19 protein-coding genes and 1 pseudogene are annotated in these 18,396 nt (G+C 56.2%); 8 read left to right on the top strand and 12 right to left on the bottom strand.

Going from position 1 to position 18,396, the window contains the following annotated elements; translation table 11 throughout:
* Positions 1-151: 151 nt before the first annotated feature.
* Positions 152-535, bottom strand: a complete 384-nt coding sequence (locus AC13RC_RS09870) for a hypothetical protein (RefSeq protein ID WP_488557030.1) — start codon at positions 533-535, stop codon at positions 152-154.
* 558 nt (positions 536-1,093) lie between these two features.
* Here AC13RC_RS09870 and AC13RC_RS09865 point away from each other — a divergent pair.
* The 3 genes from AC13RC_RS09865 to AC13RC_RS09855 all read left to right on the top strand — a co-directional run bounded on the left by AC13RC_RS09865 (position 1,094) and on the right by AC13RC_RS09855 (position 5,236).
* A complete protein-coding gene (locus AC13RC_RS09865) occupies positions 1,094-2,926 on the top strand; it encodes a bifunctional diguanylate cyclase/phosphodiesterase (RefSeq protein ID WP_488557029.1) in 1,833 nt (610 codons plus the stop codon).
* Between the two features lie 68 nt (positions 2,927-2,994).
* On the top strand, positions 2,995-3,951 hold the full coding sequence (locus AC13RC_RS09860; RefSeq protein WP_488557028.1) for an HD-GYP domain-containing protein: 957 nt from the start codon (positions 2,995-2,997) through the stop codon (positions 3,949-3,951).
* Between the two features lie 508 nt (positions 3,952-4,459).
* The gene (locus AC13RC_RS09855; protein WP_488557027.1) at positions 4,460-5,236 is read left to right on the top strand and encodes an SDR family oxidoreductase; all 777 of its coding nucleotides are present in this window, start codon (positions 4,460-4,462) and stop codon (positions 5,234-5,236) included.
* A 341-nt stretch (positions 5,237-5,577) separates the two neighbouring features.
* On the opposite strand, the gene AC13RC_RS09850 is transcribed toward AC13RC_RS09855, so the two are convergent.
* Positions 5,578-5,892 (bottom strand): hypothetical protein, encoded by a 315-nt coding sequence (locus AC13RC_RS09850; RefSeq protein WP_488557026.1) that lies wholly within the window; start codon positions 5,890-5,892, stop codon positions 5,578-5,580.
* Between the two features lie 441 nt (positions 5,893-6,333).
* Here AC13RC_RS09850 and AC13RC_RS09845 point away from each other — a divergent pair, with 441 nt between their 5' ends.
* Positions 6,334-6,600, top strand: coding sequence for a type II toxin-antitoxin system ParD family antitoxin (locus tag AC13RC_RS09845; protein WP_113421323.1), 267 nt, complete (start codon positions 6,334-6,336; stop codon positions 6,598-6,600).
* Between the two features lie 92 nt (positions 6,601-6,692).
* Positions 6,693-6,905 carry a type II toxin-antitoxin system RelE/ParE family toxin gene (locus AC13RC_RS09840; RefSeq protein WP_488557025.1) on the top strand — a complete coding sequence of 71 codons (213 nt, stop codon included), beginning with the start codon at positions 6,693-6,695 and terminating at the stop codon, positions 6,903-6,905.
* Between the two features lie 357 nt (positions 6,906-7,262).
* Here AC13RC_RS09840 and pqqE read toward each other — a convergent pair whose 3' ends face one another.
* From pqqE to AC13RC_RS09800, 8 genes are all read right to left on the bottom strand, one after another.
* Positions 7,263-8,411, bottom strand: coding sequence for a pyrroloquinoline quinone biosynthesis protein PqqE (gene pqqE, locus AC13RC_RS09835; protein ID WP_113355820.1), 1,149 nt, complete (start codon positions 8,409-8,411; stop codon positions 7,263-7,265).
* Entirely contained in the window at positions 8,408-8,704 is a 297-nt protein-coding gene (pqqD, locus tag AC13RC_RS09830) for a pyrroloquinoline quinone biosynthesis peptide chaperone PqqD (protein ID WP_488557024.1), read from the bottom strand. The genes pqqE and pqqD overlap by 4 nt, the downstream gene beginning before the upstream one ends.
* The gene (gene pqqC, locus AC13RC_RS09825; protein ID WP_113355818.1) at positions 8,701-9,486 is read right to left on the bottom strand and encodes a pyrroloquinoline-quinone synthase PqqC; all 786 of its coding nucleotides are present in this window, start codon (positions 9,484-9,486) and stop codon (positions 8,701-8,703) included. The genes pqqD and pqqC overlap by 4 nt, the downstream gene beginning before the upstream one ends.
* Positions 9,470-10,375, bottom strand: a complete 906-nt coding sequence (gene pqqB / locus AC13RC_RS09820) for a pyrroloquinoline quinone biosynthesis protein PqqB (protein ID WP_488557023.1) — start codon at positions 10,373-10,375, stop codon at positions 9,470-9,472. Before pqqB ends, pqqC begins: the two co-directional genes overlap by 17 nt.
* A gap of 32 nt (positions 10,376-10,407) precedes the next feature.
* The gene (gene pqqA / locus AC13RC_RS09815) at positions 10,408-10,503 is read right to left on the bottom strand and encodes a pyrroloquinoline quinone precursor peptide PqqA (RefSeq protein ID WP_069614208.1); all 96 of its coding nucleotides are present in this window, start codon (positions 10,501-10,503) and stop codon (positions 10,408-10,410) included.
* A gap of 799 nt (positions 10,504-11,302) precedes the next feature.
* Positions 11,303-11,599 (bottom strand): type II toxin-antitoxin system RelE/ParE family toxin, encoded by a 297-nt coding sequence (locus AC13RC_RS09810; RefSeq protein ID WP_488557022.1) that lies wholly within the window; start codon positions 11,597-11,599, stop codon positions 11,303-11,305.
* Between the two features lie 5 nt (positions 11,600-11,604).
* Positions 11,605-11,862, bottom strand: a complete 258-nt coding sequence (locus AC13RC_RS09805; RefSeq protein ID WP_113391326.1) for a type II toxin-antitoxin system ParD family antitoxin — start codon at positions 11,860-11,862, stop codon at positions 11,605-11,607.
* 881 nt (positions 11,863-12,743) lie between these two features.
* Positions 12,744-13,238, bottom strand: coding sequence for an NUDIX hydrolase (locus AC13RC_RS09800; protein ID WP_488557021.1), 495 nt, complete (start codon positions 13,236-13,238; stop codon positions 12,744-12,746).
* Positions 13,239-13,547: 309 nt separating this feature from the next.
* Here AC13RC_RS09800 and AC13RC_RS09795 point away from each other — a divergent pair.
* A pseudogene (locus AC13RC_RS09795) lies at positions 13,548-14,624 on the top strand (nucleotidyltransferase family protein); the annotation flags it as partial.
* Positions 14,625-15,119: 495 nt separating this feature from the next.
* Here the strand turns inward: AC13RC_RS09795 and AC13RC_RS09790 are convergent.
* Positions 15,120-15,917 (bottom strand): IclR family transcriptional regulator, encoded by a 798-nt coding sequence (locus AC13RC_RS09790; protein WP_488557020.1) that lies wholly within the window; start codon positions 15,915-15,917, stop codon positions 15,120-15,122.
* A gap of 259 nt (positions 15,918-16,176) precedes the next feature.
* Here AC13RC_RS09790 and AC13RC_RS09785 point away from each other — a divergent pair, with 259 nt between their 5' ends.
* Both AC13RC_RS09785 and AC13RC_RS09780 read left to right on the top strand, forming a co-directional pair.
* Positions 16,177-16,611, top strand: coding sequence for a VOC family protein (locus AC13RC_RS09785; RefSeq protein WP_488557019.1), 435 nt, complete (start codon positions 16,177-16,179; stop codon positions 16,609-16,611).
* A gap of 3 nt (positions 16,612-16,614) precedes the next feature.
* A complete protein-coding gene (locus tag AC13RC_RS09780; RefSeq protein WP_488557018.1) occupies positions 16,615-17,058 on the top strand; it encodes a VOC family protein in 444 nt (147 codons plus the stop codon).
* A gap of 80 nt (positions 17,059-17,138) precedes the next feature.
* On the opposite strand, the gene AC13RC_RS09775 is transcribed toward AC13RC_RS09780, so the two are convergent.
* Positions 17,139-18,386 (bottom strand): ABC transporter substrate-binding protein, encoded by a 1,248-nt coding sequence (locus tag AC13RC_RS09775; protein WP_488557017.1) that lies wholly within the window; start codon positions 18,384-18,386, stop codon positions 17,139-17,141.
* Positions 18,387-18,396 lie beyond the last annotated feature (10 nt).

The raw sequence follows: 18,396 nt of genomic DNA, 5'->3' as shown, positions 1-18,396 counted from the left end.
GAAGATGTAAGAGACTGTCTGCCGTATTTGCTCCGCGTAATAATCATGAAGTTGGCGAAAGACCTTCCGCGAATGGCTCGGGCCACGTGGGCTCATCGAGAACATCAATCAGCTATTTGCGTACTTAGCTTGTTGAATTCTTCACGCGCCCTCAAAATTCACCATTCAGTATCACGTACCCGTCGCCGATTCCGTCAACGTGGGCGCGCCCACGAAATTCGGCAAAATTATCCAATAGGATGATTTCTCGTCCAGCTGGAACTACGATCAGGTCTCCTTTCTCCATCAGCTGCGTTTGGGAGGATCCATCACCATAGTCGTCGAGCGCTTCCTGCGTTTTGAAGAAAAGAGCGCCTCCCTTTTTCACAGTTCCTTTTGAGAACGGTGGGGCGATCCCGTCACGAAAGCCCTGTATCACCTCATAATCTCCGGAAGTTGGGGCGGGCGATCGGACGTCGCCCGCATAGGCTTTCATATTCCCGGCCAGGGCTCCCAAAAGAGACCCGGCAACAAATACCCTACGGTTCGTTTTCACTTTCAACTCCCGTTGCAGTCGCCGCGTCAAGCGTGATGTTGATGAAACCCACCTGACGACGAATTTGTGACAAGCATTTGTTGGGACGCAAGAGCTGACGCAGAAAGGGACGGCGATGTTTCCATGCTCGAACCGGTATCGAACGTTGACTTTGCCTGCGCGAGGCGACTTGCGGAGGCCGCGGTTGTTCCGCCGGAAGGTGCTTGGGTCGCGTTGAGAACCGGCTGCTCTCTTGATTGCCGATATCGCCGTTGGGCGTTTCGATGCTCTGGCCGGCCGTCTCTTGCGTGGTGTCGATGATCGGGATGGGCTCGCAGAGGAGATGGACGCCATAGTCGCGGCAGACGGCAGAGCCTTGCGTTTTAGCTCCGTCGAGCAAGCAAAGCTGTAAAGCGGTTGAGCGGGGACATCGACTAACCCACCAATTCCATCGGATATCACGCAAGTTGTTCATCTCGCGTCTTGCACGCCGCCAGATTGATCAATATTTAACCGATACGGTAACTTGATCTGAAATCGCGACTGTTAAAGAGGGCTTCCCTTTCGAGACGCCCTCTCATGATCCTAGAATTGCAGAATGCCATTCTTGAAATGATTGCCAAAGGCGAACCGCTGGCGACCACGCTTTCAGCACTATGCTCAAAGGTTGAAGCAGCGGTTCCCGGTATTGCGGCCACCGTCTTAAAGTCTGATGGCGTCCGTCTATCGACGCTGGCGGCGCCGTCACTTCCAGCGTCGTATTCAGCCGCTGTGGACGATCTTAAAGTGGGGCCTCACTCGGGTTCTTGCGGGTCCGCCGCCTTCCATGGATGGCCCGTTGTTGTCACCGACATAGAAACCGACTTTAGGTGGACCGATTACGCGGCAGTCGCTCTCCCGCTTGGCCTGAAGGCTTGCTGGTCAAGTCCCATCAAGAGCGGGGACCGGGTGGTCGGCACGTTCGCATTCTACTACCGCGAGAGCCGCGGACCAAGTGAGCTTGAGCAGACGATCGTGGATGCGTGTGTGCATCTCTGCTCGATCGCAATCGAGCGTGAAGAACGGGTGGCGGAGCGTCAGCGTCTGACATACACGGACGGCCTCACTGGGCTTCGGAATCGGGCTGCTTTCGATCTCGCTCTTCGAACCCTGGCGCCGCCTGTAAATCACGGCTGGGGCATTATCATCGCCGATGTCGACAACCTGAAGATGGTAAACGATACGTTTGGTCACGCGGCTGGCGATGCTCTGATCCGCGTTGTTGCGGAGCGCATCGCGGCAGCCGCGGGCAGGGAAAGGAGCTATCGGCTCGGTGGTGATGAATTTGCAGTCATCGTTGTCGGCGAAGGCGAGCTCGATCTGCAGAGCGAGGCGGCTCAGATCCTGAGGGAAATCGAGCTTCCAACAGATTGCGGGGGTCACGTCATCTTTCCTGCGGCGACACTCGGCGGCGCCTTGGCTACCAACGATATCAATCCCGAGCAAGTCCGGCAAAATGCGGATATTGCGCTCTACCATGCCAAGGAGCATGCCCGTGGACAATTCGTCGAGTACCATTCGGGTCTCGGGACAGCGTTGACGCGCCGCTTCAGGGCGATAAGAGACGTCAGCCTTGCACTATCCGACAACCGCATCGAGGCCTACTACCAGCCGATCGTGCGACTTGATACACGCGAGGCTGTGGGCCTTGAGGCGTTATGCCGGATGAAGACCCATTCCGGCGACATCGTCGCAGCAGCTCATTTTCATGAGGCGACCAAAGACGCTCACGTTGCTTCAACACTGACGGAACGAATGTTGAGCAAAGTTGCTAAGGACATGCGGACATGGCTCGACGGTGGGCTTCCTCTGCGGCATGTCGGCGTCAACCTGTCGGCTGCAGACTTCCGCAAGGGTAGACTGCGTGACAAAATCTGCCGAGTGTTCGAAGATGCTAACGTTCCCCTTGAGCACCTAATCCTCGAGGTGACGGAGTCCGTTTACCTAGGACAGCGAGACCACGTTGTGGCGGATGAGATCAAAGCGCTGCGCTTAGAGGGCCTGAAAGTCGCGCTCGACGACTTCGGGACCGGCTATGCGTCCTTGACCCATCTTCTGACGGTGCCGGTCGACATCATCAAAATAGACAAATCCTTCATCGACCAAACGAGGCTTGGTGACGCCGGGATGGTGATCGTCGAGGGCGTGCTTTCGATCGCAGATAAGCTTGGTATCCGCGTGGTGGCGGAAGGTATCGAGGACGAAGAACAAGCCTGCCGTCTCGAAGCCTTCGGGTGCAAGCTTGGTCAAGGCTACCTTTTCGCCAGAGCGATGGACGCCATGAAAGCAGGACAGTTCTTGAGCGCGCATGGCCAACGGCTCGTGCCAAGCGGCTCCTTCTCGGAGCCACTCAAGGTGCTCCAGCTAAGATAGCTCCTTCATCACTTTCATACGCGTGGTTTTCATCAGTCGATAATGCAAGACTTTCAGGAAGATCATAAATGCTCAAACGCATCCCATTGAACCAGCTCCGGGTCGGCATGTTCATCAACGACATGGAATTCGCGACCGAGGTCGGTGCTGCGCGCTTCAAGCCTTTTCTGGTCTCAAGAGGCGATGAGGTGAGAAGGCTTGCTAATGAACATGTCAGAAGCGTCGTCATCGATATCACGAAGGGCGCAGATGTCGCTGGCATGCCGCAACGCGACGGACCGGAGAGCTTCGAGGCGCAGCTGCTGAACGCATTCTCAAAGAGCGAGATCAGCCGCGCAAGACAGTCGATCCATGATGTCGCACCACATCTTCGCCACGTGCTGGAGGATGCTCGCGTGAACGGTTGTTTCGCCGACGAGGCAGCCAGCACTGCCGTGGAGCGCATCATGTTGGAGACGCTCGACAACACCGGCGCGCTCATTGCTGTCGCCAAGCTCAAGCAAAAGGACGAGATCACGTTTCTTCACTCGCTCGCCGTCAGCGCTTTAATGATCGCATTCGGGCGGGGTCTCGGCCACAGGCAAGAAGATGTCCGTGTTCTCGGTCTAGGCGGCCTCGTCCACGATCTTGGAAAGATGGCCATTCCCGATCACATTCTGAACAAGCCAGGCAAACTGACCGGCGAGGAGATGGATCTTGTTCGCGCCCATCCGCAAAAGGGCTACGAGATGGTGGCGAAAGCAGGGTCGGCGCCGGCCGAGGTCCTTGATATCTGCCGTTTCCATCATGAGCGGTATGATGGCGGAGGTTATCCCGATCACTTATCGGGCAGGAAGATCCCGTACGTCGCACGCATTGCTGCCATTTGCGACGTATACGAGGCGCTGACAACCATCCGCCCCTACAAGCCGGCATTCTCACAGGCTGAAGCCATCAATACGATGATGAACTCTTCCGGACATTTCGATCAGAATCTCCTGTCAGCGTTCGTCTCGAAGATGGTCATAAGCGGCACGCTACACTAGCTTTGTTATCTGGCACGGAAAGGCGAGCCGGCCCACTCCCCGTTTCACGCCTCCAGTTGAGCCTTAAGCGTGCTGATCAGGCACTCCTCGATAGCACCGCGTGTTACCCGCAGTGTGGTAACATCATTACCCCTCCATGATCGTACAACTTTGCCCTTGGCAAGGAACACGGCTCGGCTGCATAAGCGAGGTATGATTTCCACGTCGTGAGTGGAGATGAGGACTGCACGTCTTCCGCTTGCGGCCAGCTCCATCAACAGGGACTTCATCTCCCAAGCGGCCGGTAGATCCAGGCCTTTCGGGGGCTCATCAAGGTCAGCAACGGCGGCGAGCCGAGAAGGGTTGCGGCGATTGAGATCTTCCCGCGCGTGCCCAGTGAACATTCTACGTCGACGGCGCTCAGTCAACATGGTTCTAAACAACGTCCCGCACCGTACAGAACCTCCGTTTGGTGGAACTTCAAGCCGATCCACAAGTTCCACTGCTACTCAACAGCTCGGAGTTCGTCATGAAGCCTGCCGTCGCCCTTGTCACTGGAGCGGGATCCGGAATCGGAAAAGCGGCGGCGTTAGGTCTGGCCAGAGAGGGATACAAAATCGGTGCGCTCGGGCGTACGCCCGGAGAGATCTCCACCACGGTGGAGGAAATCTTGGCGAACGGAGGACAAGCTATCTCCCTGCTGGCGGACATATCGGATGAGTGGCAGATGGATGCAGCTGTGGATCAGCTCGTTAAGCAGTATGGCCGCCTCGATGTTGTAGTCGCCAATGCCGGCATCAATGGCGTATGGGCGCCCATCGACGATCTGAAGCTTTCGGAATGGAACGACACGATTTCGGTCAACCTGACTGGCACCTTCCTGACGATCCGCGCGACCGTGCCCGAGCTGAAGCGATCGGGCGGAGGATCCATCATCGTTGTATCGTCCATCAACGGAACGAGAACGTTCACGACACCGGGCGCGACAGCCTATACGGCCACGAAAGCAGGGCAGGTCGCGATGGTGCAGCAGCTCGCTCTCGAACTTGCCCGTCTCCACATTCGTGTCAACGCCGTGTGTCCAGGTGAAATCGAGACGAACATCGAAGCTAACACCAAGGCCCGAAGGGAAGACGAAACGTCGATACCTGTCGTCTGGCCCGAGGGGCAGGTACCCATTACCGGAGGGCGTCCGGGTCGCAGTGAAGACGTCGCCGACCTCATCATCTTTCTCGCATCCGATAAGTCTCGGCATATCACTGGCTCGCCTATCTGGGTCGATGGCGGCCAAGGTCTGCTCCGATAGTATCAGATATCCGCCGCGTCGGTTCAGGCCCTGCGAACCGTGACGAGATCTCCGCTCTGGGTGTTTTGAAGCCGGCGCACACCGCTCAACCGTTTTCCAGGATGACAACCGTGGCCGAGTTTCCAGCGGTACCTCAATGAGGCTCAGAACTATGCTCTGAGCGCGCTTCTTATCAAGGTGATTACGTTTCGCACATCGTTTGGTTGATCGCGGGACGGTGAACACGTCGATCTCATCCCTGGCCGGCGCGAAATCAGTCCTCATACTCGCAAAGGGCAAATGCTCCCTGTTGAACGTGCAACCCGAAACGACGTCGGGAGTGGCCTAGAGACAACGTTTCGTCAGGTTGGCAATGAATCCAGGATCGGATCAGGCTTGAAAATCTCCGGTCCAAAACGGAGGCGGCCGTCAAATGGCCGGATGTCTCGTAAATTCAGGCTGTCGAGCGCGAACGATACGTGGGGTGTGTAGTCTCGGTAAAACCACGTCATCCCCGCCCGGCGAAACTCAGCGTGACGGCGGGAAAGCTTGATGGAACCAAAGGCCAGCACGACGATGCCTCCAAAGTTCAGGATATCTCTTCGTTGGCTCGCGCGGATCGTCAAATCGTCCGCGGCGGGAACCAACTGCCGCCAGAAGCAAGTCCACCATCCCACCGCTCTGGAAATTTAAGTTGACGATGCCTTTCGAACACGCCAGAAGCGAAGCCCTTTACGCAACCCAGTTCGACAGAAATCGAGTTTCGGAATTTGGCGGGATTTCGGAGGCTGCGGATGGCGAACTTGTATTGGGCGAAGGCTCAATCGATATCGCCTTCAGGCACTTCGGGTCGGGTTGCCTCTGTTCAACAACGGCCTCAGCGAATGCCAGGCTTCTCGGCCATACTGGAGCGACGCCATATGATGCCGTCTGCGCGTTGGATCGCATCAAGTAGCAAGTGAAGACTACCTTCCTGAACCCATTGATCCGTTTGAACTATGCGGGGTAGTTCCGCATCAATTTCATTTCTGAGCTTATGGGCGGGGCGACTATCAATAGATAACAATAGTTGATAATTCCGCGCTCGTAGCTCATATTTAGAACAGGAGGTAATCGTCATGGCAAGTTTCGCACTCAATGAACACCACGAGCGCTTCATCAAAAGGCAGCTTGAATCCGGTCGCTATAACAACGCAAGTGAAGTTGTTCGCGCGGCCCTGAGATTGCTTGAAGATCAGGAAGACGCCCGCGAACGCTGGCTGACTCAGGAAATCCCGAGCCGTTATGCAGATCTGAAGCGCGACCCGTCCGCTGGCGTGACTCTGGATGAGGCTTTTGACCAGTTGGAAGCTGAGCATCGGGCTCAACTGGCGAAAACCAAGTAGGTATGAAATAAAATTGTCCTGCATAAGCAGGCGCAGGCTGAGTTGCGTGACTTGTACCGGGATCTCGCCAGCGTTGAAAGGGCTGGACCCAGGTGGCGTGGAGCTATGTCAACGGCATCCGGCAGTTTATCGAGGAGCTTGCGACGTTTCCCAAACGCGGCACGGTGAGAGACAACCTCATCCCCGGTCTTCGGATTATTGGTTATCGTAGGAGCGTGAGTATCGCCTTTGTTGTAGAGGAGGCCGAGGTGCTGGTGTTAGGGATCTTCTATGCCGGACGGGACATCACGGCTGAGATCCTCTAGGAACGCCTATAGGTGATTTGTCCCGCTCCTCGGGCGAAAGGAGAGTGGAGGTGAGGGGCAAAGGACTTCCCTCACTCTGGTACTGGGTGGTCGAGTTGGCAGAGCCGCAAGAAATCTTAGCAATACCTGCCGTGAGCAGGTAACGGCAAATTCTGCCGGCAGAGCCTTGTTTCCGATCTCGCGATTGGAAGAGCAGCAATGATGCAGGTCGGCGAAATATCGCACGCTTCGACCGCCGATTTGAGGACGTTAAACAGGGGTGGCGACAGCAGGTTCGGCGGTCCCTCTTTCCAAAGCTCCGAGAGAATTGATTTTAGGTTGCTTTGACAAGCCTAAGATTCTCAAAGGTGTGCGAGTTTATGAGTTTGAACGCCGGCAGGAAGCCTTCCGTCCGCGGTAGAGGTACGGTTGCAAGTCCATTTCCCCCGACGCGGCTACCCTTTCGTCGACGATCCAGCGTAGCGTTGAAAGGACACAGACGGGATCGGTAGCGTTGGCATCGCCTGCCAATGCCATAGCTTGACAGCGGCAGCCCCCGAAATCGATATGCTTGCGGTCACAACTCCGGCACGGCTCTTCCATCCATTCATCGCCGCGATAGGTGTTAAAGGCGCTGCCATCATACCAGATCTCAGCAAGAGGTTTTTCGCGAACATTCTCAAAGCTCAGGCCAGGAATCGTCTCTGCAGCGTGGCAGGGCAGGACAAGACCTGCGGGCGTAACATTGAGGCCAATTCTGCCCCATCCGCCCATGCAAGCTTTTGGATATCGCGCATGATAATCGGCAGGCACGTAATCGATCACCAAAATGCCTTCGAGTTTTTCGCGCGCCCTTTCGACAACCGCTTTTGCCTTGGAGGCCTGGTTTGCACTTGGCATTAGCGCCTGCCGGTTAAGCTCGGCCCATCCATGGAACTGAACAGTCGCGACCTCAAGTCGTCGTGCCCCGAGTTCGACAGCCAGCGAAATCATGCTTTCAAGTTCGTCCATATTCTGTCGGTGGCAAACTGCATTGACGGTCAAGGGCAGGCCCGTAGAGCGCACCCATTCCGCGACCTCGATCTTCCGCGCATAACCACCTTTATAACCGCCGACTAGATCGGCTTTCTCGGGTGTCGCGCCCTGGATCGACAGTTGGATATGATCAAGGCCTGCAGCGCTGAGCGCCTCCACTCTTTCGCGCGTCAAGCCGACGCCTGACGTGATAAGGTTGGTGTAAAGCCCGAACGAGGTCGCGGCAGCCGCAAGTTCGACGAGATCGCGACGTGATGCTGGCTCTCCACCGGACAAATGCAGATGAAGAACGCCAATATTAGCTGCTTGACGGAATGTCTCAATCCACTCGTCGGTCGATAGCTCATCGTTCGGTTTCGTCAGCTCCAGCGGATTGGAACAATAAGGGCAGGCGAGCGGACAGCGATGCGTCAACTCCGCCAACATCGCCATCGGAGGCGGTGCTCGCCTCGCCTCCGGCAAAGGAAATCGCTGACGCGTATTCGCATTCATTCGACTGCCTCCAGCATCCGCCGGTTGGCAAATTCCCGGACGAACGAGAGGATGTCGCCAAGCACCTGCTCCTTCGGAGCCTCGAACTGTTGTGCAAAATCGGAGGCGATGTCGTCGAGTGTTTTATGCCCGTCAAGAGCCTGGACGATCGCTAACGCGATGTCATCCAACGCAATTGCGCGTTCCGGAGCCAGAAGAACCATCTGATTTCGGACGTTATCTTCCCGTAGTCGCACGCCACGGGAGAGCTTGACGATGGAGAAGGGACCGATAAGCGGCGCGTCGCCTGTCATGATGCAGCTCCCAAGGCTGCCGTCCGGTCGGAGACAGTTCCCGGCGTCACGGCTTCAAATCCATCCCAGGCGCCCGGGGGGATCCGCGCCGGCGCTACATAAGCGGAATAAAGGGCGTCCAACTGTGACCATAGGACATCTGTCTTGAAGGTGAGCGCCGCCGCCGCTGCATTCTGCTTCTCTGTCGTGTCCGCATTGTCCAGCACATAGGAAAGGCCGAAAGCAACCTCCTGCGGCGCCTCGTTCAGTCGCTGGCGGAAATAGGAGAGTGCGGCATCGTTCGCGAAGCCATAATGTTTAAGCAGGCCGGCAATACGATCCGCATGGATCGCCGGCGCAAACATCTCCGTTAGCGATGAGGCGACGGCCTCAAGCATCGGCTTTTCACGAACGAAGGAAACATAGGCATCGACCGCAAACCGCGTTGCGGCGAGAACGCCCTTGGTGGAGGCCACGTAGTCGGGATCAAGGCCAACCGCCTCCGCGAGTTTGAGCCAGCGGCGGATCCCGCCGCCTTCTTCGATGCCGCCATCATGATCCTCAATGCGTCGTCGCCAGATGCGACGCAGCTCCGGATCTTCGACACGAGACATGAACGCTGCGTCCTTCATCGGTATCCGGCTTTGGTAATAATAGCGATTGATCACCCAGGCCCGCACCTGGGTCATGGTACATTCACCGCCGTGCAGCATTCGGTGAAACGGATGCTTGTCGTGGTAGCGCTCCGCGCCGATTGCCTTCAGGCGGCGTTCGAATTCGGCTTTGTCAGGGGTCGAGGGCAAGCGTCACCTCCATGCCATCCCGGGCTATCTCAAAGCCATGTTCCAGAACGAAGTCTCGTTCCGGGCTATGTCGCCAGATCGGATTGGTGTTATTGATATGAACGTAAATCTTGCGGGGGATGTTCAGTCGGGAAAGAACTTCCAGACTGCCTTCCGCGCCGCTGATCGGGATGTGACCCATGCGCCGTCCGGTCTTATGACCGGTTCCCGTTACGATCATCTCATCGTCGCTGAAAACCGTGCCGTCGAAGAATACCAGCGACGCACCATCAAGGCGCGCAGCAAGCGCATCGGTGATCTGGGCACAGCCGGGAATGTAGTAGGCTCTCGCATCTCCTACGACGATTTCGACACCGATGGTCAGGTCGTTTTCGATCCCGATCTGCAAATCGTCTGTCTCCATGAAAAGCGGAACCTTGCCCGGTACGGCAAACAGCGTCGCCGACATGCCGGCAAGCGGCTGGAAGGGGTGGTCCAGATTTGCTGCGCTTATGGCAACAAAAGCCGGATTCAGCGCACGGAAGATAGGATTGTCGCCTAAGATGTTTGCCACGGAGGGACTGGTGAACAGCTTGAAACTCTGGCTTTCCCTCAGCACCAGAAGACCGGCGATATGGTCGATGTCCCCGTTAGTGATGATGACGCTTTCGATCGGCGTATCTCGCAAACTCTTCGGGGAGAGTGGACGGTTATCGATAAGTTGCTGGCGGATGTCGGGAGAGGCATTCATGATCGTCCAGTTCTCTCCATCCAGCGTGGCAGCGAGGGACGATTGGGTCTGCGGACTGAGCGCCGCGCTGGGGTCTCGCGCCATATTGCAGTTAAGGCAGCCGCAGTTCCATTGCGGCAACCCACCACCGGCTGCCGCGCCAAGCACGAGAAAACGCAACTTGTCGGCCTCGTGCCGCACGTGTTGCGGGCTCAGAACAGAATGGGTTCGCCGCCGTCCGCCGGAGCGTAACGATTGATTTCCATGCCACAGCTGACTTCAATAAACTTCGGTGCATGCCATTTCATGATCATCTCCTTGTTTGCGTTGCTTTGTTTCTGCGAGCCACCGCTCGCCGGAGCTCGGGGATCCTTTGAGGATATTCGCCACACGCATATATGACGCTCTAACCCTACCCTTGAGGTGGTCCCTTAATGAAGAACGTCAAGGGGACGTCCTTGCGCAAGAAATCGTTACTGCTGATCGTCTGATACCGCGAAGGGCTGGCCATCGGCGTGCCTGGTGACGCGGCTTTGTCCATTGGTTTGGAGGCGATGCTAAGGACGACCGCCTATCAACACCTAAGACGGACGAGCTCAGCGGAAAGATACGCCGCCGCCGAAACGTTCCGCGAGGGGTAGGCGATATCCACCATCGCATAGGTCCATTCTTGACCGTTCGTCGGCAAGCTTATGCTTTAAATGAAATGCGTGTTTGCGCCAACTGGACGCACGTTGATCTTCAAGTACTGGACTGACTGGTAGGTGCAATTGCATGTTGAGACACCTCGCCACGTGGCGAAGTTGTGTATGTTCTCGAGCCAAATAAAGGGTAGTTAGCCGCAGCAGTTCCAGCATGGATGGACGGGTTCGAGGTGGAGCGGGAACGCTATCGCCAGGAGTTGGACGATTGCCGGCGCCGTCTCGTATCCTATCAGTCCCGGCGGGGCGGTGTATTCGGCTTCATTGATGAACACGCGAAGAAGCGCAAAGCATTGCGTGAGGTCGAGGGGGGCGCTCGCCACCTTAGCGCGGGAGGATGCCGGGACGTATAAAATCGCCGCATAGCCCAGCGGTTTGGAGAGAGATTGTCCAAGGCCGACCGGACTTAATCACCGAACAGGATGGCGCCATAGTCGGTAGCGCCATGCAACACATGGATGATGACCACCTTCGCGTTTTCGACGCGGTAAAAGATCAGATAATTGCCATGAACGCGGCGGCGGATACCATGGTGTTCGTAGCGGGGCACAAGCGCGAAGCCGTTCGGATTATCGGCGAGATCTTCACACTTGCTCCGCAGCTCTCGAACGAATGAAAGGGCGCGCCAGGGATTGTCCCGTGCGATATAGTCGGCGATCTGCTCAAGATCGCTTTCCGCCTCGTTGGAAAACTCAAGGATCATACCGATTATTCGGCCTGGTCAGCCATCGCGCGGTATTTTGCCTCAAGTCGCTCGAACACATCGTTCGCTGGCCTCGTTCGCCCCGCGTCGGCATCGGCAATGCCGCGCATGACGGAAGCATCCAACGCGGCAAGTCGGGTCTCGCGGTCTTGGACCAGTCGCACACCTTCCCGCAGGACTTCGCTTTTCGAGCCATAGCGACCTGTGTCAACGAGCTGCTGGATATAGCTTTCGAGCTGCTTTCCCAGATCGGCACTAATCATGCTGTACTCCATCGAATGTGATGAAAGAAGATAGGCCGTTTATCAACTATTATCAATCCTCTTCCCTCTCACCCTCCGTCCGAATGTGTGAGGTGAGATTGGAAAGTGGCAAGGAAGAGAAAAAGATGACGCTGCACGGCAACATTGTCCTCCTTTCGGAGCATCTTCATTCGAGATCGATACGCGCGCCAGTGTGTTCTCCCATTTCCATGGTAAAGGACATTATCAGGGATTTCGAGGACTTGGCGAGCGGCCAAAGTGATTGCGCGTTCGAATCTCATCACATCAACGGCTCCGATTTTGCTGACCGTGGGTCGTGATCTGTAAAAGTGGTGTTGCAGCAAGGGGTGAAACGATTGCTTTCGCCCTCACATCGGCCGTTGAGACGCCGCTTCCTACTTTCCCGACCGCGGAAGCATCGTTATCCGCCTTTCACGTTGTCGCACGACGTGGCGGTGTCTTTATAACGTCAGGCGCAATCCCACAGAACGCAATATTGTTGTTCGCGTTTGTAATAGTCTTCGTCAGCTCTTCCACCGCCATGACGCCCGCCCTCCCTGAGATCTAGTGCGTCATGGAGCTCCCCGGTAGAACCTCGAATTGCCAGAATTTGTCCGGGGTAAAGTAAACTTTCATTGGCGCGCACAGTCGCAATTTCCCATTAACCGCGACCGGCTCGGTCGAGGTAACAAGTTTTATGCCGATCGAAGTCATGATCTTCTCCCAAGGATCGAAAATATCCATGGGAGACACTGGACACTGGGCGGCGGCGATAAACCCTGATCCTGGTCAAGTAAATTGTCATTTTTCGCGAACGTCGACGCCCTGTTGTTAGAATGTCAGCCGGCGATCTCGGAGTTCGCCACAGCTATGATACAGCATTACTTTTTGCCCGTCTGGTCGACGACGCGTCGCGCGGCTGCCACATGGAGCTCCTCCAGACGTTCCAGGAAGGGGGCCTGGCCGCTGACGATCTTTTGGCGCGCCTCGGCCAGGGCGAACCACTCGGCACGATCGACCTCGGGGAATGCTTGCATGCGTCCGCTTCGCGGCGGCCACTCGATTTCGAACATGTTGCTGCGCAGGCTGGAGGTGTCGAATTCCCCCTCCAGCGCAAAGGCAATGACATGCTTACCGCTCTTCTGGCGTAATTGGCCAAGCGGTTGCAGCTTGCCTTCGGGCACGTGTCCCATTTCTTCGGCAAATTCCCGCCGGGCCGCGGCCTCAGCTTCCTCATCCTCCTTATACTCGCCCTTGGGAATGGACCACGCGCCCTCATCTCGCTTGTGCCAGAAGGGGCCGCCTGGGTGGACAAGCAGGACCAAAAAACCGCTTTCCGCCTCTTTGTACATTAAGATGCCAGCGCTTTTCTTCATGGCTGATCATTTCCGCCGGGAGGCGAGACTGGCCCTTATGCAAACTCGGATTTGTTGACAGCCAAAACCGCGTTTGAATGTGCTAATAAAGTGGTTAACCCACCCAGACTATCCTGATCAGCAAGATATTCACAGGCCTCCAACAAAGGTACGAACAACGGCAGAGAATTGTCATCGTTGGAATTCTCGCTGCAGCACAATGATTGTCGGATCGTCAGGATGGCTATGCCGCCACTGACGACATCTCGCGACTTTTTCTTCGATTGTTATACTGTTTTTCAAAAACAGTATAACGCCGGAGTCGAGCCTATGAAATCCATCGACCTCATTATCAGACGATGCTCGCCGAATTCGGTCAGCGCTCGCTCGATGCCGCTTGCACAGCCGATTTTCCTCCCGAGGGTCGGTTCACTCCGGCGAACATCAAGGGGCGAAACTATTGGTAATTCGACATCCCAGATGGCCATGACAGTACGAAACGGCGTTACGTCGGTCCTGCTGACGATCCGGACATCGCGCGGCGTGTCGCTGATCATAGGCGGGACAAGGACGATCTACGCGCTCGCAGACGTTTGGTAAATATCCTGACACGCGGCGGCGGCATGATCGCCCCTGATGCCATGTCGGGAGACATCGTTGAGGCTCTTGCCAATGGTGGTCTTGTTCGGCTCGGGAGTGTTCTCATCGGCACGGTAGCCTTTCAGTACTATTCGGGATTGCTGGGCGCCCGCCTTCCCATGGCTGCAATCCTAACCGGCGATGCCGAAATCGCTCAAGATTATGCCATCAGTCGAGGGGTTGAAGATAGTCTGCCTCCGATCCTTGAGCTGCTGCGGGCCGGCGACGCCAGCTTTCGTCCAGTTCCACATTGATCGGGATCGGCGGCCTTTCAGAATGCCGAGGGTCAGGGTTGAGTTCCTGACGTCGAACCGCGATTCAGACGACTATATCGATCATCCGGCGATGATGCCCGCCCTCGGCGCCAGCGCCGACCCACTACGCTTTCTCGACTTCCTCATGAGGGAGCCCGTCAGGACAATGCTGCTCCACCGAAGCGAAGTCCCAGTTATCGTTCCTGACCCGTCCCGCTATGCAGTCCATAAGCTCATAGTAACCAGCCGCAGACACATCGACGGGCACGGATTGACAAAGCGAGAGAAGGATCTTCGCCAGGCTGCGCTGCTCTTTTAAGCCCTACAGCAGACAAGGCGATCTGCTGACTTGGCGCTCGCCTACAAGGAAGCCAGGGAGCGCGGGCCTGCGTGGCAAGCAATTATTCGAACTGGCGTGGGAATGCTAACGGCACAAGATGCCGAGCAGTTTAGAGCGGTCCTGATCGAGGGCGCGAAAAAAAAACGTGAAGAAATTGAACTCCCGTCTGGAGAATATGCACTATTCCGTCTCGAAAGCCAAGCAGTTGATCTGATTAGAAGCGGTGAAGGTCAGATATGGCGAGAGTTCGAGTCCTCTCAAGAACCTGAAAACTACTCGGCGTTAGTCACACTAACGGAACCGACACCCGCGCTTGCGTTGCTGATCCGGTCAGTACAGGTGGCAACACCCTGGACGGTCAGACTCGGCTTATAGCGCTGAACGCCTTCGACCGAACGCGGTCACTCCTGTGAGCAAGATTACATCTAGTGCGCAGAAGGTATCAGATTTGCTTGCAAGCGCGTGCCCATAGCCTGCATTCGTGCAGATCGAATCTGAGCACAAACAAAACTTAACTGCTCCTTGGAACGATCTTGTCAGTTCCGTGATACATTGTACGGTTATTTCGACGTATCCGCTGATCGACGAAGAGGGCTGCAAGTTCCATTCTTTCAAAACCGATAGCCCTTATTGTTCCTTTTGGAATTGTGGTGAGACAATGATTTCGGCTCACAGGGCTGAAGGTTTTGCCCGAGCGATCTCTCTGGTGATCGCCTCCGCCGTCGACAGCACCGCGCGCTTGATTTCCCCGATCCTTTTCTCATCGACACCAGCGACGAATGGAATGCTGACCGCCGCGATGACCGTATTTTCATGGTCGCGTATAGGGGCAGCAATGGCATGAACGCCGGACATCTGCTCGCCTATATCCCGCGCCCAGCCAGTGGTGCGGATGTGCTCCAGTTCTTCCAGCATGCGGTCCGGATCGGAAATCGTGTGACTGGTGAAACGCTCGAGTTTTGTCAGCCGACGATTGATATCCTCCTGTGCGGCGAAGGCGAGAAGGACCTTGCCAGCAGCACCAGCATGAAAAGGGAGCCGCTGGCCCGCCACCGCGGTCAGTGCGTATTGGCCATGCCCTTGCGCAGCCGCAACGACGAGAACGCTGTCGCCCGAGGGCACCGTGAGCTTGCTACCTTCGCCAGTCAGCTCCGAAATCCTGTTGAGATGCGGCTGTGCAATCGCCAAGAGATCGTAGCTTGCGACATTCGGCGCGACATGGGCGGCAAGCGTCAGCAGCCGCCGGCCGAGTGTATAGCTGCCCGCAGGCGAGCGATGGACGAAGTCATGGGCGCTCAGCGTGTTCAACATGCGGTAAACCGTCGTGCGCGACAGCTTCACGGCCTTGACAACATCACGGATCGTCGCGCCTTCTGGGGTACGTTCCAATAGCGCGAAGACTTCCACCATCTGTTCGATGACCGGAATACGATATTTCTGTGCGGCGTCTTCACTGATCTCGTTCATTCGCAACCTTGGTCGGCTTCTTCAGGTAAAGCTCCCACTTCAATAAGCAATGCTTGCTTTTGGCGCAATCGCGGTTCGCCTCGGTTGACTTCCGCGACACATCCTCGGTAAATTCATAAATGAACTTATATCAGTTCAAATATAAACAAGTCAGTCGCCGCTTTCGATTTTCTGTTTGCCTTGGTTTGGTAAGCGCACGGCTGCTCACCGACACGGCAGCCGTCGCAGGCGGAGAGGTTTCCAACGAGGAGGATGTGAAATGAAGAATGTCAAAGCAATTGGCCATATTGCCGTTAGCGTAAAGGACATCGAGCGTTCGATGGACTTTTACGTCAACAAGCTTGGTTTCGAGGAGATGTTCCGGCTGGAGCGGGACGGCCGCCTCTGGATTGTCTATCTGCGCATTACGGACACGCAGTTCATTGAACTCTTTCCCGATGGCGTGGGCGATAGCGCACCGCCCTTCGCCAATGTTGGTTACAATCACCTCTGCCTCGAAGTCGACGATATCGATGCGGCGATAGCCGAAATCACGGCGCGCGGAGTGACGCTCACGGCCGAAAAGAAGCTCGGTGTCGACCACAACTACCAGGCTTGGATCGCCGATCCAGAAGGCAATCGAATCGAGCTTATGCAACTTGGCGCCAACGCCATGCAGACGGCGGCCATCCGCCGCATCAATGGACAGGCATGAGCCATGGATCTGTTCCGACATCTCGGGCATATCGCCCTGCGCGTGAGCGATCTCGACAAGTCGCTTTCCTTCTACCAAAAGCTTGGCTTTCGCGAAATGACACGCCTGCTCAATGAGCAGGGAGAGGCGTGGATCGTCTATCTCAGGATCAACGACGACCAGTATCTCGAACTTTTCCCAAAAGGCGTGAAACGGCCACAAACCGGCCCGGACATGATTGGCATTTTCCATATCTGCCTTACGGTCGACGACATCGACAAGACATTCGCGGAGCTTGCAAAGGCCGGCATCCAACCGAGCCAGCCGCGACCGACCAACCGCGGCGTCGATGGCAATCGCGGCGGGTGGATCGAAGATCCCGACGGCACGCAGATCGAGATCATGGAAATGGCACCTGACTGTATTCAATTGAAGGCGATCGAAAGACTGCGCACGGAAGCTGCCTGACGAATCTGCCTGACGATGATAGGTGAGTGGCCGCCCTAGCCGGGCGGTCTTCTTCTGACGAGAGCTGGGAAGGCTTACGATCAGAAGATCTGATCATAGGCATCCTGCATGGCATGGATGAAGTCTTCGTCCGTACGCTTCGGGTCGCTCCAGTATTTGTCGGCCTCCTCCCATATCGTCCGGTACCAATCGGCATCGGCTGTATTGAAGGGATTAGAGACCTGCTTGTTCGGGTCTTTCAGTGTATCCAATACGAGTTTGTTGCACGCATCGAGATTGGTGGTATCGGCATCGGTGCGCACAGGGCTTGCGCCCTTCTTGAGAACGAATTCTGCGTTGAGTCTAGGGTCGACATCAAGCTTGGCGAAATCTTCCTGCGCCTTGGCAGTCTCCGGATTGTTGGTGTTGAGGAAGCCCCAGGCGTCGACCGTCACGACCACAGCCTTGGTGCCTGGAATGTTCATGCAGTCAAAATCGGTGCCAAGCTTCTTGTTCGCCGCCAAGAATTCGCCCTTCATCCAGTCGCCGTGGATCTGCAGCAGCGCTTTGCCTGTTATCACGAGGTTCGTCGTGTCGTTCCACTGACGGTTTGGCGAACCGGGATCGGTGTGGTCGGCGATCTGGCGAAATCGCTTCAGTGCGGCCCGCATTTCCGGTGTGTCGAGTACGCTCTTGTCGGGCTTTTCGCCGTAGAAGCGATTATAGATATCGGGGCCCTCCTCGGCCGCGATCAATGCCTGCAGCAGATAGGCCTTCTGGAATTGGTCGCCGCCTTGGGCGATTGGGATATAACCGGCGGCCTTCACCTTATCGAAGGCGGCGAACAGATCATCGAGCGACGTCCAGGATTTCGGATCGATGCCGACTGCATCGGCGACATGCTTGTTATAATAAATCATGCCATCGATATGCACGGTCGCCGGCGCCTTCATGATTTGCCCGTCGACGGTGATGTTCTTCAGCACCGAAGGTGGGAAGTTCTTCGTCGCACCGATGCTGTCGAAGAGCTTGTTCAGTGGCACGCCGAGATTCTGCTTGTTCAGATCACGGTAGATGCCTGGATCGGAATTCATGAAGATCGCCGGCGGATTGCCGCCGGTGATCATGTTCATCAGGCTGACATTGGCGCCGGAATCATGCGCGATGGAAAGGTCCTTCCATTGGTGCCCGTCCTTGGCCCAGGCATCGCGCAGCACGCCGAGTGCTGCGATCTCGGAAGGCTTCGACCAGGTGTGATAGACAACAACCTCATCCGCACGCGCGGTGCCACCAAAAGCGGCGGCGGTGATCAGCAGGGACATTCCCGCTACAAAATTTAATCTTCTCATGCGTCATTCC

This window comes from Martinezella sp. CNPSo 3890 (assembly GCF_057784455.1).
Note: the sequence above shows the minus strand (reverse complement) of the source record. Positions and strands in the feature narration are given on the sequence as shown.